Below are 15262 nucleotides of genomic sequence, written 5' to 3' on the forward strand. Positions count from 1 at the left end.
CTTTCCTTTACCGCAGTTTCAGTGTGGACAGACCGAACAGACACAACATCAACGTCACGATCCAAAAGCGCACGACGACTTGCGTCTCCTTCCATCCGGACAGCTCGAAGTGGTGGTGCAGCGGCGCCATCTTGAAAATGCGCCGCCCCTCGCCGAACCGGCGCTTCGTGTATTTGAACCAGACCACCTGGAGCATCACCGAAAGGGTTTCCGCCACAAAAATGCCGCCCATGATGAACAGGACGATCTCCTGGCGCACGATGACCGCGATCGTGCCGAGCGCGCCGCCCAGCGCCAGCGCGCCGACGTCGCCCATGAACACTTGTGCGGGGTGCGTGTTGTACCAGAGAAACGCGAGTCCGGCGCCGCCCATCGCCGAACAAAAGATCAGCAGCTCGCCGGCGCCGGGAATATGCGGAAACAGCAGATATTTGGAATAGATCGAGCTGCCCATCACGTAGGCGAAAACGCCGAGCGAGCCGCCCACGAGGACGACGGGCATGATGACGAGACCATCGAGGCCGTCCGTCAGATTGACGGCGTTACTCGCGCCGACGATCACGAAATAGGTGAGCGCGATGAAGCCCCATACGCCGAGCGGATAGGTGATCGACTTCAGGAACGGCAGCATCAGGTCCGCGCGCGCCGGCAATCCCATCGACAGGCCGCTGCGCACCCAGGCCATGAACAGGTCGAAAACGCGCACGTTATTGGCCTCGGACACGCTGAACGCCAGATAGACCGCGGCGAACAGCCCGATGACCGATTGCCAGAAATACTTCTCGCGCGAGGACATGCCGCGCGGGTCCTTGTAGACGACCTTGCGGTAGTCGTCGACCCAGCCGATCACGCCAAACCCGAACGTGACGAGTATCACGATCCAGATGAAGCGATTGGTGAGATCGGCCCACAGCAGCGTCGAAACGGCGATGCCGAGCAAAATGAGCACGCCGCCCATCGTCGGCGTACCCGATTTCACCAAGTGCGTTTGCGGGCCGTCCGTGCGCACGGCCTGTCCCACTTTCATCGAGGTCAGCTTGCGGATCACCCACGGACCGCAAACGAGGCCGATCACGAGCGCGGTGATGGAAGCCATCACCGCGCGAAACGTCAGATAGCCGATTACACGCAAAAAGCTTGCATCGTTCTGCAGCCATTGCGCCAGCGCCAGCAGCATGCTTGTCCTTCTTTTTCAGTGCGCGCCGGGCGCGGCGCCCGGTGCGCAGGGTTGCAATTGCGTCAGCGCGTCGACGACGCGCTCCATACGCATGAAACGCGAGCCCTTCACGAGCAGCGTGGTGCCGCCGCCGAATCCGGCTTGCAGCAGATGGGCGAGGAGCGTATCCACATCGTCGAAGTGGTGCGCCAGGCGCTCGCGCGCCGCAGCGTCCGGCTCGTTGGCGGCAGCAAACGCCGCACAGCTCGCACGGGCCGCATCGCCGAGCGCATACAGCGCATCGATGCCGCGCTCGCGCGCGTACGCCCCGACCTCGCGGTGAAACTCGGGGCCGTGATCGCCCACTTCGCCCATGTCACCCATCACGAGCACACGCGGCGCCGGCATCGAGGCAAGCACGTCGATGGCGGCGCGCATCGAATCGGGGTTGGCGTTGTAGGTATCGTCGACGACCGTCGCGCCGGCCAGCGCGCCTGCCGCGGCGCGCTTGACCTGCAAACGCCCTTTGACCGGCGAAAACGCTTCGAGTCCGCGGCGGATCGCATCGAGCGGAACATTCGCGGCAAGCGCCGCGGCCGTCGCGGCAAGCGCATTGCGGGCGTTGTGCGCGCCGAGCACTTGCAATGTGGCTTCGAATGCGCCGGCGGGCGAGTCCACTCTCAGGCGATTGCCGATGAATTCGCCTGTCACCGCCGCGGAGGTCGCCGCCGTGGCACCCGTAGCCGCCTCCGTTACCGCGCCGCGATCGTGAAGCGCGAAGTCGATAACGCGATTCCCGGTGGCCGCGACACGCCAAATACCGGCATAGGCGTCGTCCGCGGGAAACACTGCGACGCCGTCGGGACCGAGCGCGTGAATCGCGCTGGCGTGCTCGAGCGCGACCGCCTCGACCGTCGCCATGAATTCCTGGTGCTCGCGTTGCGCGTTGTTGACGAGCGCGATGGTCGGCTCGGCAATCTTGGCGAGCGTGGACGTTTCGCCCGGATGGTTCATGCCCAGCTCCACGACAGCAAGCTTGTGCGCCGCGCTCAGGCGCAACAGCGTCAACGGCAGGCCGACGTCATTGTTGAAATTGCCGGCCGTGGCGAGCCGCCCGTCTTCGCCGCATGCGGCGGCAAAGATCGAGGCGATCATCTCCTTGACCGTCGTCTTTCCATTGCTGCCGGTCACCGCGACGAGCGGGATCGCGAACTGCCGGCGCCAGCCGCGCGCGAGTGCGCCGAGCGCAACGCGTGTATCGCCGTCGCCGGCTACGACGATCGCCGGCACGCCGAGCCCCTCCGGCAGCCGCGCAACCAGTACGGCGCTCACTCCGCGGCGCGCCACATCGGCCAGAAAATCGTGCGCGTCGAACCGCTCGCCTTTGAGCGCGACGAAGAGATCTCCGGGGCCCGTCGTCCGGCTGTCCGTGCTGATACGGTCGAACGCTACGGCGCCGTCGCCGGACACGGTCGCGCCCGGGATCAGCGAAGCGGCTCGAGCGAGCGAAAGCATCGTCATTCGCCGCCCCCGCGTGCCTGTGTGGCGCGCGATGCCAATGCAAGGCGCGCGTGATCCTGGTCTGAAAAGACCCGCTTCTTACCCATGATTTCCTGTGTGGCTTCGTGCCCTTTGCCGGCCAGCACGACGACGTCCTCGCGGGCGGCTCCTCGCACCGCCTGCAGAATCGCGCTCGCGCGATCCTCGATGGCGCGAGCGCGGCCCGGTTCGGTCATGCCGGCGACAATCTGCTCGATGATCGACTGGGGCACCTCGCTGCGCGGGTTATCGCTCGTCACGACAACCGCATCCGCGAGTCGCTCCGCGATCGCGCCCATGAGCGGGCGCTTGGTCGCGTCGCGGTCCCCACCGCAGCCGAACATGCAAACGAGCTTGCCGCCGCGTGCTTGTGCGATCGGGCGCAGCGCGTCGAGCGTCTTTTCGAGTGCGTCAGGTGTATGCGCATAGTCGACGACGACGAGCGGCTCGTCGTTCGCGATCCGCCCGCCGAGCCGTTGCATGCGGCCATTGACGGGTTCGAGCTTGGCAAGCTGCGTGAGCGCGGCGGCGAGCGGCACGCCGCTGACAACCAACGCCCCGAGCACGGCGAGCAGATTGCTGACGTTGAACAAACCCAGCGTGCCGACCTCGACCTCGCTCGAGCCCCAATCGGACGACAGATGAAAGGCGGTGCCGGTGGCGGTGGCGCGCACATTGGTCGCGCAAATCGACGCATCGGCGTGCCCGGCCGGCGGCGCGCCGCCGATACCGTACGAGATCGTGCGCACACGACCCATCGTGCGCGCGATGAAACGCTGACCGGCCGCATCGTCGCGATTGACGATAGCCGCTTGCAGCGTGGGCCAGTCGAACAGCCGGGCCTTCGCCGCCTCGTAGGCTTCGAAGGTCCTGTGATAGTCGAGATGATCCTGCGTGAGATTCGTGAAGACGGCAATGTCGAAGGCGGTTCCGTTCACTCGCCCCTGATGCAGCGCATGCGAGGACACCTCCATGGCGACGCTCTTGGCGCCCGCCGCGGCCAGCGCTGCAAGACTGCGCTGCAATTGCGGCGCATCGGGTGTGGTGAAGCCGGTTTGCGCGAGCCGTCCCGGCATGCCCGTACCGAGCGTGCCGATGACCGCGCAGGGGCCCTCGAGCGAGCTCAGCGCCGCCGCGATCCATTGCGTACAGGAGGTCTTGCCGTTCGTGCCCGTCACGCCGATCACGCGCATCGACTGGCTCGGCTCGCCATACCAGCCGCTCGCGATTTCGCCCGCCAGTTCGTTCAATGCGGGTACCGCGAGCGCGCGGGCCGCGTCGACCTCGCCCGAGAATCCCTCCGGCTGATAGAGCACGGCAGCAGCGCCGCGTTCGAAAGCGCGCGCGATATGCGGCCGGCTGTCCGCGCCGTCGACGGCATAGGCCAAAAACACGTCCCCCGGCGCAACGGTGCGGGTGTCGGCGTGCAGATGCGCGCCCGAGGCCGCCTGCAAACGCAGCCATCCGATTGCATCGGCGACGTGACGATTGACGGCGGCGCTCATCGCACCACTCCCGGACGGTTGCGAGGATCGTTGGAGACGGCGACCGTGCGCTCCTGCGCGGCGGCCGGCGACTTCGTTACATCGTCGGAGACGACGAGCTGCTTCACCGGCATGTCCGGCGGCACGTTGAGCGTGCGCAGCGTATCGCCGACGATGGAGGCGAAGACCGGCCCGGAGACATAGCCGCCGAAGTGACTGCCCGCGGTCGGCTCGTCGATCGATACGGCGACGACGATACGCGGGTTAGGCATCGGCGCCATGCCGACGAACGACGCGCGGTACTTCGAATGATCGTAGCCATGCGGGCCGTGCTTGTAGGCCGTGCCGCTCTTGCCGCCCACACGATAGCCCGGCACCGCTGCCTCGGGCGACGTACCTTGCGTCGAGACGACGCTCTCGAGCATCGTGCGCACTTCGCGGGCCGTGGTCGGCGAGAAAATCTGCGTGCCGGCGACGGGTTGATCGGGATTCGTCTTGAAGATCGACACCGGCATCAACTGGCCATCGTGCGCGATGGCCGTATAGGCGCGCGCGAGCTGAAAGAGCGACGCGGAAAGGCCGTAGCCATACGACATCGTGGCCTGCTCGATGCGCCGCCAGCTCTTCCACGGCCGCAAGCGGCCCGCGGCGGCGCCGGGAAATCCAACCTTGGGCGCCTGACCGAGCCCGATGCCCGTATACATATTCCACATCTCTTCCGGCTTGAGCGTCATGGCGATCTTCGTCGCACCGATGTTGCTCGATTTCTGAATCACGCCGCCGACCGTCAGCACGCCAAAGCCGCTGTCGTCCGTGATCTGCGCGCCATCCAGCACGAAATGGCCGTTGCCCGTATCGACGAGCGTGTTGGGCGTGACGCGATGCAAGTCGAGCGCAAGCGAAACCGTGAACGGCTTCATGATCGAGCCCGGCTCGAAAACGTCGGTGAGAATCCGGTTGCGCAATTGCTCGCCGGTCAGGTGCGACCGGTCGTTCGGGTTGTAGGTCGGATAGTTGACGAGCGCGAGGACTTCGCCGGTGCGCACATCGATGACCATGGCCGCGCCCGCCTTCGCTTTCGATTTTTCGACGGCGGCCTTCAGGTCCGCATAGGCGATGTACTGGATCTTGCTGTCGATCGAAAGATCGACGTCCTTGCCGTTGTGCGGCGGCACTTGCTGATCGACATCCTCGATGATGCGGCCCATGCGGTCCTTGATGACGTGGCGCATGCCCGTCACGCCCGCGAGGAGCTTCTGATCGCCGAGTTCGATGCCTTCCTGGCCCTCGTCTTCGACGTTGGTGAAGCCGACCAGGTGGGCGGTAATTTCGCCTTCGGGATAAAAGCGCTTGTATTCCTCGCGCTGATAGATGCCCGGAATGCCGAGCGCCATCACCTTGTCCGCAGTTTCTACGGGTACCTGGCGCTTCACGTATACGAAAGTCTTGTCGCCCGAAAGTTTCGTGCGCAGTTCCTTGCGCGTGAGACCGAGCAGCGAGCTCAGCGCCGCGAGCTTCTCGTTGTCGAGGTCTTCGGGCACCGACTCCGGAATCGCCCAGATCGCGCGCACAGGCAAGCTCGTGGCGAGCACGAGGCCATTGCGATCGAGAATCTTCCCGCGCGTGGCGGCCAACTCGATCGTGCGCTGGTAGCGGCTTTCGCCTTGCTTCTGATAGAACGCGTTGCCGGGCCCCTGGATCCAGAACGCACGCGCGACGAGCGCCAAGAAGGCGACGAACAGCAGAAATACGACCAGCTTCGAGCGCCACATCGGCAAGCGTACCGACAGTACCGGACTCGCGGAAAACGTTACGCCCTTGCGACGACTGCCTTGCTTCATCGCGCGCCTCCGCGGTTGGCCGCAACACGTGCTTTCGGCGCACGCGCGGTCGCCACGCTGGCACTGGCCGCAACGCTCGGAATGGCGACTTCCTTCGCCTCGGACGCACCGGAAGCCAGCGTCAGGTATTGGGTACCGCCGCTCACGATGGAGCGCATCTTGAGCGAATCGGTGGCGACTTGCTCGATGCGCGAGGTCTTCGAGAGCGCGCTTTGCTCGTATTGCAGCTGCGCGTAGTCCTGCTGCAGCTGACGCTCCTCGGCCTGCGCACGCTCGAGTTGCACGAACAGCCGCCGCTGCTGGTTCGTCGCATTGACGACCGACAACGCGCAACCGAGAACAATGATGAGCAGGAAGATATTGAGGCGGCTCATGGCGCGACGCGCTCCGCGACGCGCATCACCGCCGAGCGGGCGCGGGCATTCGCCTGCACCTCTTCAGGGCTGGCAAACACCCGACCGACTATCTTGAGCGGAGGGCTCGGCAAATCGACGGCGCGAATCGGCAAGCGACGATCGACAGCAGGCGCACTCGCGTGCGCCTGCATGAATCGCTTCACGATTCTGTCTTCGAGCGAATGAAAGCTGATGACCACCAGCCGCCCCCCTTGCTCCAACAACGACAATGCAGCCTCTAAAACGACTTGCAACTCCGCAAGCTCTTGATTGACGTGAATCCGTATAGCTTGAAAGGTGCGGGTTGCCGGATCCTTACCCTTCTCACGTGTCTTGACGGCGTGAGCCACGATTTCGGCAAGCTCGCCCGTGCTGTCGAGAGGCCCGAGACGACTGGACTCTGCCCGGCGAGCAACAATCGCCTTTGCAATCTGAACAGCAAACCGTTCTTCCCCATAATCTCGAATGACCTCCGTCAGTTCCTGCTGCGTTGCCCGGGCCAGCCACTCGGCCGCGGATTCTCCTTGCGTCGGGTCCATTCGCATATCGAGCGGACCGTCGGCGCGGAAGCTGAAACCTCGTTCGGGATCGTCGAGCTGTGGCGACGACACACCCAAATCCAGCAATACCCCGGAAAGCCGCGCGATACCGCGCGCGGCCATCGCCTCGCGAAGGCCGACAAAACTGTCGTGCACGATTTCGAACCGCTTGTCGTCGATCGCACGCGCCGTTTCGATCGCTTGCGGGTCCTTGTCGAACGCAATCAAGCGCCCCGCGTCGCCCAGCTTTGCCAGCACCGCCCGGCTATGCCCGCCACGCCCGAACGTACCGTCCACATAGACGCCGTCCACTCGCGTCACGAGCGCATTTACCGCTTCATCCAGCAACACCGTCTGATGCTGCAGCGTATTTCCCATCGCAGCGTCCAAGTTCCCAAGAAAACGCCGGGCCGTCCCATGCATCCGCCCCGCGGGAATTCCCTTGGGGGATTGCGCCCTCGAGCGGACCTGACGCGAAGCGGCACGTCCCGGGGCACTCACAACAGCGATCAGAAAGTGAAATTCTTCAACGCTTCGGGCATGCCCTGAGCCATCGCCGCCTGCTCCTTGGCCGCGTATGTCTGGGCGTCCCAGAGTTCGAAATGGCTTCCCATGCCCAACAACATGACTTCCTTCTCCAGCGCTGCCGCCATGCGCAATTCCGGCGAAACCAGAATGCGCCCCGCGCTATCGAGATCGACATCCGAGGCGTTGCCGAGAAAGATTCGCCGCCACCAGTGCGCGTCCATCGGCAACGCGGCGATCTTGGCGCGAAACACTTCCCACTCGGGGCGCGGAAAAAGCAAAAGGCACCCGTCCGGGTGCTTTGTGAGCGTCACCCGTCCTTGTGCCTCGCCTTGCAGCGCTTCGCGATAACGAGAGGGCACCGACATCCGGCCCTTCGCATCGAGCGTCAGCGCCGACGCCCCTTGGAACACGTCCTCTTCCCCTCGGGGCGCACGCCCCGTCCGTCACACTCGAAATCCGATCGAAAAAGGTCGGATCAATCCACAAAAATACACTTTCTCACACTGTCTCCCACTTTAGAGTAAGGGCATGGGGCGGTCAAGGGAGAAGCCCGTTTTTTCCACTAATTTTGTTTGTAAGAACAAGGACTTACGTGTCACCGTTCACGTGGCGCTTAAAATGGAAAAGCGTTAAAAATGAATGAACTACTGCATCTTGTGAAGGTGATACCTGAGAAGCTCGCAATAAGCGTCGGGCCGAAAAGCGCTGAGAGGTGGCGGAATGCGGGGAGAACGGCGCGGAAATTGGAGAGGCAGTGCTCACTCGACGCGGGCGGCGGACCTCGCGCCGCCCCATCGGAATCGCTAGCGTTTCAGGTGCTTCAAATGTAGTAGGCGGTGCTCGTCATGACTTTGGATGCGGCGCGCATCAGTGCCCGAACCGGGAAAGGCAGTTCGACGCCGCCCGCATCGGTAGCGGCTTTGGCGTGCTTCATCTCGTCGGCACGCATCTGGTCGACTATCGCGCGGGAGGAGAGATCGGCTTCAGGTAACGATTGCAGGTGCCCATCGAGATGGTGTTCGACCTGCCGTTCCGTCTCCGCCATGAATCCGAGGCTCGCTTTATCCCCGAGCGCACCCGCCGCCAATCCGATCGCGAGCGAACCGGCATACCAAAGCGGATTGAGCAGGCTTGGACGTGAGTCGAGTTCCTTGAGGCGATGCGAGGTCCAGGCGAGATGATCTTCCTCTTCGCGGGCCGCCTGCTCGAACGCGTCTTTCAGCGCAGGCGAGCGCGTGGCCAGTTTTTGAGCCTGATAAAGCGCCTGGGCGCAGATTTCGCCCACATGGTTGACGCGCATGAGGCCGGCCGCGTGCGCGCGCTCGGCAAGCGTCATTTCCGCGCCGGCGGGGGCCGTCGGCACCGGCCGGCTCATCCGGCTGACTCCCGCGATCGAACGCAGCCCACGGTCGAATTCCGTGACCCATTCGTCCAATATCATCCGATTCTCCCTTGCGTAGTCTCCAGCGCAAGACGCGCGTGGCGACTTCATTGCGCCCCAGCTTTCGCAAAGATCAGTGCAAAAGAGGGGCTAACCGGGCATTTTAGACGATGTTCGCAAAGGTGTGCTACGCGAGGTGCAAGTCCTCACCCGTGACGTTCGGCCGCAACGGGGGTACAAGGCGTGGCCGTCGATGTGAGCGCAATATCGCCCCTCAGTTCGCGGCGCAAGATTTTACCGACGTTGGTTTTTGGCAGTTCGCTGCGGAACTCGACGATCTTCGGCCGCTTGTATCCGGTCAATTGCGTCTTGCAGAAAGCCAGGATATCGGCTTCCGTGAGCGCGGCGTCCTTCTTGACGATAACGAGCTTGACGGCCTCGCCGGAATGCTCGTCCGGCACGCCGACGGCCGCGACTTCGAAAACACCCGGATGCTGCGCCACCACGTCTTCGATCTCGTTCGGATAGACGTTGAAGCCGGAAACCAAAATCATGTCCTTCTTGCGGTCGATGATTTTGAAATAGCCTCGCTCATCCATGACGCCGATATCGCCCGACTTGAAAAACCCGTCGGCCGTCATGACCTTGGCCGTCTCGTCGGGCCGATTCCAATAGCCCGCCATCACCTGCGGACCGCGAATGCAAATCTCGCCGGGCTGTCCGACGGGCACGGGGTTGTCGTTGTCATCGCGAATCGACACCTCGGTGGACGGCAGCGGCAGACCGATCGTGCCGCTGTACTCCGTGGCGGTAACCGGATTGCACACCGCCGACGGCGAAGTTTCCGACAGACCATAGCCTTCGATAATCGGCACATGGGTACGCTCGAACCAACGCCGCGCGACCGCGTCCTGAACGGCCATCCCTCCCGCATTGGCGACGAGCAGCTTCGAGAAATCGAGCTTGCCGAAATCGGGATGATTGAGCATTGCGTTGTAGAGCGTGTTGACGGCCGGGAAGGTATTGATCGGGTAGCCTTGCAATTGCTTGATCATGCCGCCGATATCGCGCGGATTCGGGATCAGAATGCCGAGGCCTCCGCTTCGCACCGTCAGCAAGAAGCAGACGGTCAGCGCATAAATATGGTAGAGCGGCAATGCGAAAACGTTGATGATCTGCTCGACGTCCGCATGCAGCGCATGGGCCGGTTCATGCCAGGCGGCCGATTGCAACACGTTCGCCACGATATTGCCGTGCGTCAGCGTCGCGCCCTTTGCGACCCCGGTCGTCCCGCCCGTATATTGCAGGAACGCGATATCCGAACGGCTTAGCCGGGCGGGCGCGAATGGCTGTCGTGCCCCCGTGGCCAACGCCTCGTTGAATTTGACGTGCCCGGGCAGATTCCACGCAGGCACCATCTTCTTCACCCGTCGCACGACGAAATTGACGATTACGCCCTTCACACCCATGAGATCGCCCATCGACGCGACGACCACATGTTTGACCGCCGTACGGCTCACCACCGCTTGCAGCGTTGCGGCGAAGTTTTCGAGCAGGACGATGGCTTCCGCGCCGCTGTCCTTGAGCTGGTGCTCGAGTTCGCGGGGGGTGTAGAGCGGGTTGACGTTCACGACGACATAGCCGGCCCGCAAAATGGCAGCGATGACGACGGGATATTGAAGGACATTCGGCATCATGATCGCGATGCGCGCACCGCTGGCCAGCCCTTTCGATTGAAACCATGCGCCGAGTCTGCGCGACATCGCATCGAGCTCGCCGTAGGTCAACGACTTGCCCATGCACACAAAAGCGCGTTTGCCGCTGTGCTCGCGAAAGCTTTCTTCGAGCATCTGGCTCACCGAGTCGTAGCTTGTCGCATCGATTTCGGCGGGGACGCCGGGCGGATACGACTTCAACCAGATCTTTTCCATGCGGCGTCTCCCTGTTTTTCGAATGATCGTGCGAAAAAGCGCATCCTAGCCGGTCGCCCCCCGCGAAACAACCGGATTAGACATCGACTTCCAACTCGAAGTGGGGAGCCGGGCGTCAGACTCGGACGCCTTCCACCTCGACCAGGCAGTCGTAAAAAGTCGCCGATCCCCCGAGATCGGTCAGCGCCTGACTCGTCACCTGGTTGGCATTGCAGCCGTCGGGCGAGAGCTTTTTCCACCAGATCGAAAGGCCCACCACCACTCCCGTGCGTGCGCGGTCGGTCACCCGCGCCCGGGCCTTCATCGAGCCACGGTCGTTGTATACCCGCACGATATCGCCATCCGCTATGCCGCGCGGTGCTGCATCGCACGGATGGATGTCGAGATGCGGCTCGCCCTCCGTGGCACGCAGGCTATCGATGTTCACGAAACTGCTGTTCAGGAAGTTACGCGCCGGCGGCGAAATCATGGCCAACGGATAGCGGGCCGCCAGTTGCGGCGCGGCCTCGGCCGATTCATAGGGCGGCAGGTAGTCCGGCAGCGGATCGCGCCCTTCCTTGGCGAGCAACGTACTGGCGAATTCGCACTTGCCCGAGGGCGTCGGAAAACCGCCCTTGGCAAACGGTGCCTCGGGGATGTCGAGTTTGAGCCAGCCCTGCTTTACGAGCGCCTCCCACGAGGCGCCGCGCAGCGACGCATCGTCCCACCGCAAGGCGGCGCGCGCGACGGTTTCGTCGCTTTCATAAAGCGCGGGCTCATCGATTTCCATGCGGCGCGCAATGCCGCGGAATATCTCGCTGTTCGGCCGGGCTTGTCCGACAGGGGCAATCGCGGGCTGGTTCAGCATGACGTAGGTGTGGCCGTACGACTTGTGAATGTCGAGGTGCTCGAGCTGCGTGGTCGCGGGCAGAACGAGGTCGGCGTAATCGACGGTATCGGTCTGGAAGTGCTCGAGCACGATCGTAAATAGATCTTCCCGCGCAAAGCCTGCCGCCACGCGCTCGGAATCGGGTGCAACCGCAACCGGATTCGAGTTGTAGACCACGATGGCTTCGACTTTCGGGCCGAAGACAGCGTCACCCCGATGAAGCAGGGCATCGCCGATCGCATTCATATTGATGGCGCGCGGTAGCGTCGTCGGCCAGCCCGGCAACAAATCGGGCCGTTGCAGCGCCTGCTGATTGACCGGAGCCCAATTGGATGCCGACAACAGCAGGCCACCGGCGGGCTCGCGCCAGGCTCCGGTCAGCGCTGGCAAACAGGCGATGGCGCGCGTCGCGTTTCCACCGCCACGCACGCGCTGCATGCCGTAGTTGAGCCGGATGGCCGCCTTGCGCGTTTTTCCATAGAGACGCGCGAGTTCGACGACTTGGTCTTCTTCGATGCCGCAGATCTGCGCGACACGCGATGGAGAGTAAGCCAGCGCGCGGTCACGCAGCCCGTCGAAACCGACCGTGTAAGCGTCCACATAGTCGCGATCGATCAAATCTTCGGCGATGAGAACGTTGATCATGCCGAGCGCGAGTGCGGCGTCCGTGCCGGGACGCAGCGCAATATGACGATGACACTTCTCAGCCGTGAGCGAGCGGTAAGGGTCGATGGCAACGAGCATCGCGCCGCGGCGCTTCGCCTCCTGGGCGCGAGTCCAGAAGTGGAGGCTCGAGGCGATCGGATTGCCGCCCCATATCAGAATGAGTTCGCTTTGCTCGAAGAACTCGAGGTGCATGCCCACGCTCGCACCATAGGTGTAGCGCAGGCCGGCTGCGCCGGCTGCCGAGCAAATCGTCCGCTCGAGCCGCGATGCGCCGAGCTTATGAAAGAACCGTTGTGCGATGCTCTCGCCCTGGACCAATCCCATCGTGCCGGCATAGCTATACGGCACCAGGGCTTCCGGCTCACGGCGGACGACCTCGGTCAGCCTGCTGGCCGCCAGCGTCAGCGCTTCATCCCAGCCGATGGGCATGAATCGTCCCTCACCCTTTTTCCCGACTCGCTTGAGCGGAGTCGTCAACCGTGCGGGATGGTGGACGCGTTCGGGATACCGGCTCACCTTGGTGCAAAGCACGCCCTGTGTGGGCGGATGATCGGGATCGCCCACTACCTTGACGGCCTTCCCATCCACGACGGTCACGCGCATCGCACAGGTATCGGGGCAATCGTGGGGGCAAACCGCGCGGGCAAACTCAAGGGGAGCGTTCATGAGGAAGGTTCCTTGGCGATGCAATGAGCCAGTGCCGCCAATTCTATTACTTCCGCCGCGGTGGCCGGGCCAAATTGGCGGTGATCGAGTTCGGCGTAGAATGGATCGGACTACGGCTATTCAGTCTCGAACCACTTACCGAAGTCGAACGTATCATGAAACTCCTTCCTGAAGTCCTCGCTGCGCGCGAGGAAATCCAGTCGTTACGACGAACGATCCATGCCCATCCGGAATTGCGCTATGAGGAAGTCCGCACTTCCGAGCTCGTTGCGAGGCAGCTCGAACAATGGGGCATCGAAGTTCACCGCGGGCTTGGCAAAACAGGCGTGGTAGGGGTATTGAAGCGCGGCACCGGGACTCGCTCCGTCGGCCTGCGCGCCGACATGGATGCCCTGCCGATCCACGAACTCAACAGCTTCGGCCACCGTTCCCAGAACGAGGGGAAGATGCACGCCTGCGGGCATGACGGACACACCGCAATGCTGCTGGGCGCGGCGCAGTATTTGGCGAAACACGGTGAATTCGACGGTACGATCGTTTTTATTTTTCAGCCGGCAGAAGAAGGCGGAGCCGGGGCGCGAGCGATGATCGAGGACGGCCTGTTTTCCCGGTTTCCCGTCGACGCGGTGTTCGGCATCCACAATTGGCCGGGTTTGGCGGAAGGGTCTTTCGGCGTCACCGAGGGGCCGATCATGGCGTCGAGCAACGAATTCCGGATCGATGTTCGCGGCGTGGGCGCCCATGCAGCGCTGCCGCATAACGGCCGCGATCCGGTTTTTGCGGCGGTCCAGATCGCGAATGCGCTTCAGAGCATCATCACGCGGAACAAGAAACCGATCGATACGGCGGTGCTTTCGATTACTCAGATCCATGCCGGGGATGCCGTCAACGTGATTCCCGACGAAGCGTGGCTCGCGGGAACGGTCCGCACATTCACGACGGAAACGCTCGATTTGATCGAATCGAAGATGCACAAGATCGCGGAAGCGACGGCTGCGGCTTACGATTGCTCGGCTACTGTGACATTCCATCGGAATTACCCGCCGACGATCAACAGTTCCGAAGAGACGCGCTTTGCCGCCGAGGTCATGCGCGAGGTCGCGGGCTCCGACCGGGTAGATACGTCCATCGAGCCAACCATGGGCGCCGAGGACTTCTCGTTCATGCTGCAGGCGAAGCCAGGTTGTTACGCGTTTTTGGGCAACGGCGACGGCATGCACCGCGAGATGGGACATGGCGCCGGGCCCTGCATGCTTCACAACGCAAGTTACGACTTCAACGATGCGTTATTGCCCGTTGGGTCGACGTATTGGGTACGGCTCGCCCAGCGATTCCTGGCGCCCGGCAAAAACGGTTAGCCGGGATCGGGACAGACGGGGCTCAGCGCGGTCGGTCCCGGCGGGCGCCCAAAGCAAAAACCCCCGACTGCGCGATGGCGGGCCGGGGGTTTTTCTATGGGGAGCCTGACGATTACCTACTTTCACACGGGCAATCCGCACTATCATCGGCGTGGAGTCGTTTCACGGTCCTGTTCGGGATGGGAAGGGGTGGGGCCGACTCGCTATGGTCATCAGGCATGACTTGTTGCTGTGCAGCTTGGGCTGCGCAGCCAATCTGGGAAGAAGCAGAGGTGTAATGGTGCTCTGCATTGGCCAGAGTAAGCGCTGAAGCGCCAACTCTGGCTGGCAGGGGTAGTGACGTATCACTAGGGCAAAACACGGATCACAACCTGAGCAAGACGCTCCGGTTATAGGATCAAGCCGTACGGGCAATTAGTATCGGTTAGCTGAACGCATTACTGCGTGTACACACCCGACCTATCAACGTCCTGGTCTCGAACGACCCTTCAAGGGGATCAAGTCCCCGGGGATATCTCATCTTAAGGCGAGTTTCCCGCTTAGATGCTTTCAGCGGTTATCTCTTCCGAACATAGCTACCCGGCGATGCCACTGGCGTGACAACCGGTACACCAGAGGTTCGTCCACTCCGGTCCTCTCGTACTAGGAGCAGCCCCCTTCAAATATCCAACGCCCACGGCAGATAGGGACCAAACTGTCTCACGACGTTTTAAACCCAGCTCACGTACCTCTTTAAATGGCGAACAGCCATACCCTTGGGACCGGCTACAGCCCCAGGATGAGATGAGCCGACATCGAGGTGCCAAACACCGCCGTCGATATGAACTCTTGGGCGGTATCAGCCTGTTATCCCCAGAGTACCTTTTATCCGTTGAGCGATGGCCCTTCCATACAGAACCACCGGATCACT

Annotated in this window: 11 protein-coding genes and 2 rRNA genes; 1 reads left to right on the plus strand and 12 read right to left on the minus strand. The window is 62.7% G+C overall.

Annotated features, from left to right (window positions below; all coding sequences use genetic code 11):
- Window positions 1-7: 7 nt before the first annotated feature.
- The 10 genes from mraY to VGL01_RS17425 form a co-directional block, all read right to left on the minus strand.
- Window positions 8-1177 (minus strand): phospho-N-acetylmuramoyl-pentapeptide-transferase, encoded by a 1170-nt coding sequence (gene mraY, locus VGL01_RS17380; protein WP_173258015.1) that lies wholly within the window; start codon window positions 1175-1177, stop codon window positions 8-10.
- 15 nt (window positions 1178-1192) lie between these two features.
- The gene (locus tag VGL01_RS17385) at window positions 1193-2677 is read right to left on the minus strand and encodes a UDP-N-acetylmuramoyl-tripeptide--D-alanyl-D-alanine ligase (RefSeq protein ID WP_331571463.1); all 1485 of its coding nucleotides are present in this window, start codon (window positions 2675-2677) and stop codon (window positions 1193-1195) included.
- Window positions 2674-4200 carry a UDP-N-acetylmuramoyl-L-alanyl-D-glutamate--2,6-diaminopimelate ligase gene (locus VGL01_RS17390; RefSeq protein ID WP_331571465.1) on the minus strand — a complete coding sequence of 509 codons (1527 nt, stop codon included), beginning with the start codon at window positions 4198-4200 and terminating at the stop codon, window positions 2674-2676. Before VGL01_RS17390 ends, VGL01_RS17385 begins: the two co-directional genes overlap by 4 nt.
- Window positions 4197-6020: a penicillin-binding protein 2 gene (locus tag VGL01_RS17395; RefSeq protein ID WP_331571467.1), complete on the minus strand. Its 1824-nt coding sequence runs from the start codon at window positions 6018-6020 to the stop codon at window positions 4197-4199. The genes VGL01_RS17390 and VGL01_RS17395 overlap by 4 nt, the downstream gene beginning before the upstream one ends.
- Window positions 6017-6394 (minus strand): cell division protein FtsL, encoded by a 378-nt coding sequence (gene ftsL, locus VGL01_RS17400; RefSeq protein ID WP_331571469.1) that lies wholly within the window; start codon window positions 6392-6394, stop codon window positions 6017-6019. Before ftsL ends, VGL01_RS17395 begins: the two co-directional genes overlap by 4 nt.
- On the minus strand, window positions 6391-7332 hold the full coding sequence (gene rsmH, locus VGL01_RS17405; RefSeq protein WP_331571471.1) for a 16S rRNA (cytosine(1402)-N(4))-methyltransferase RsmH: 942 nt from the start codon (window positions 7330-7332) through the stop codon (window positions 6391-6393). The genes ftsL and rsmH overlap by 4 nt, the downstream gene beginning before the upstream one ends.
- A gap of 131 nt (window positions 7333-7463) precedes the next feature.
- Window positions 7464-7892, minus strand: coding sequence for a division/cell wall cluster transcriptional repressor MraZ (mraZ, locus tag VGL01_RS17410; RefSeq protein WP_173258026.1), 429 nt, complete (start codon window positions 7890-7892; stop codon window positions 7464-7466).
- 410 nt (window positions 7893-8302) lie between these two features.
- Complete coding sequence (gene coq7, locus VGL01_RS17415; RefSeq protein WP_331571473.1) at window positions 8303-8923, minus strand: 2-polyprenyl-3-methyl-6-methoxy-1,4-benzoquinone monooxygenase; 621 nt, start codon at window positions 8921-8923, stop codon at window positions 8303-8305.
- Between the two features lie 146 nt (window positions 8924-9069).
- Window positions 9070-10794: a long-chain fatty acid--CoA ligase gene (locus VGL01_RS17420; RefSeq protein WP_331571475.1), complete on the minus strand. Its 1725-nt coding sequence runs from the start codon at window positions 10792-10794 to the stop codon at window positions 9070-9072.
- 115 nt (window positions 10795-10909) lie between these two features.
- Complete coding sequence (locus VGL01_RS17425) at window positions 10910-12994, minus strand: molybdopterin oxidoreductase family protein (protein WP_331571477.1); 2085 nt, start codon at window positions 12992-12994, stop codon at window positions 10910-10912.
- A 155-nt stretch (window positions 12995-13149) separates the two neighbouring features.
- Here VGL01_RS17425 and VGL01_RS17430 point away from each other — a divergent pair, with 155 nt between their 5' ends.
- Complete coding sequence (locus VGL01_RS17430; protein ID WP_331571479.1) at window positions 13150-14352, plus strand: M20 aminoacylase family protein; 1203 nt, start codon at window positions 13150-13152, stop codon at window positions 14350-14352.
- A 103-nt stretch (window positions 14353-14455) separates the two neighbouring features.
- Here the strand turns inward: VGL01_RS17430 and rrf are convergent.
- Together rrf and VGL01_RS17440 are read right to left on the minus strand one after the other, a co-directional pair.
- Window positions 14456-14569, minus strand: a 5S ribosomal RNA gene (gene rrf, locus VGL01_RS17435).
- 176 nt (window positions 14570-14745) lie between these two features.
- Window positions 14746-15262: ribosomal RNA gene (locus VGL01_RS17440) — 23S ribosomal RNA — on the minus strand; the annotation flags it as partial.

Source organism: Trinickia sp. (genome assembly GCF_036503415.1).
Taxonomy (GTDB): domain Bacteria; phylum Pseudomonadota; class Gammaproteobacteria; order Burkholderiales; family Burkholderiaceae; genus Trinickia.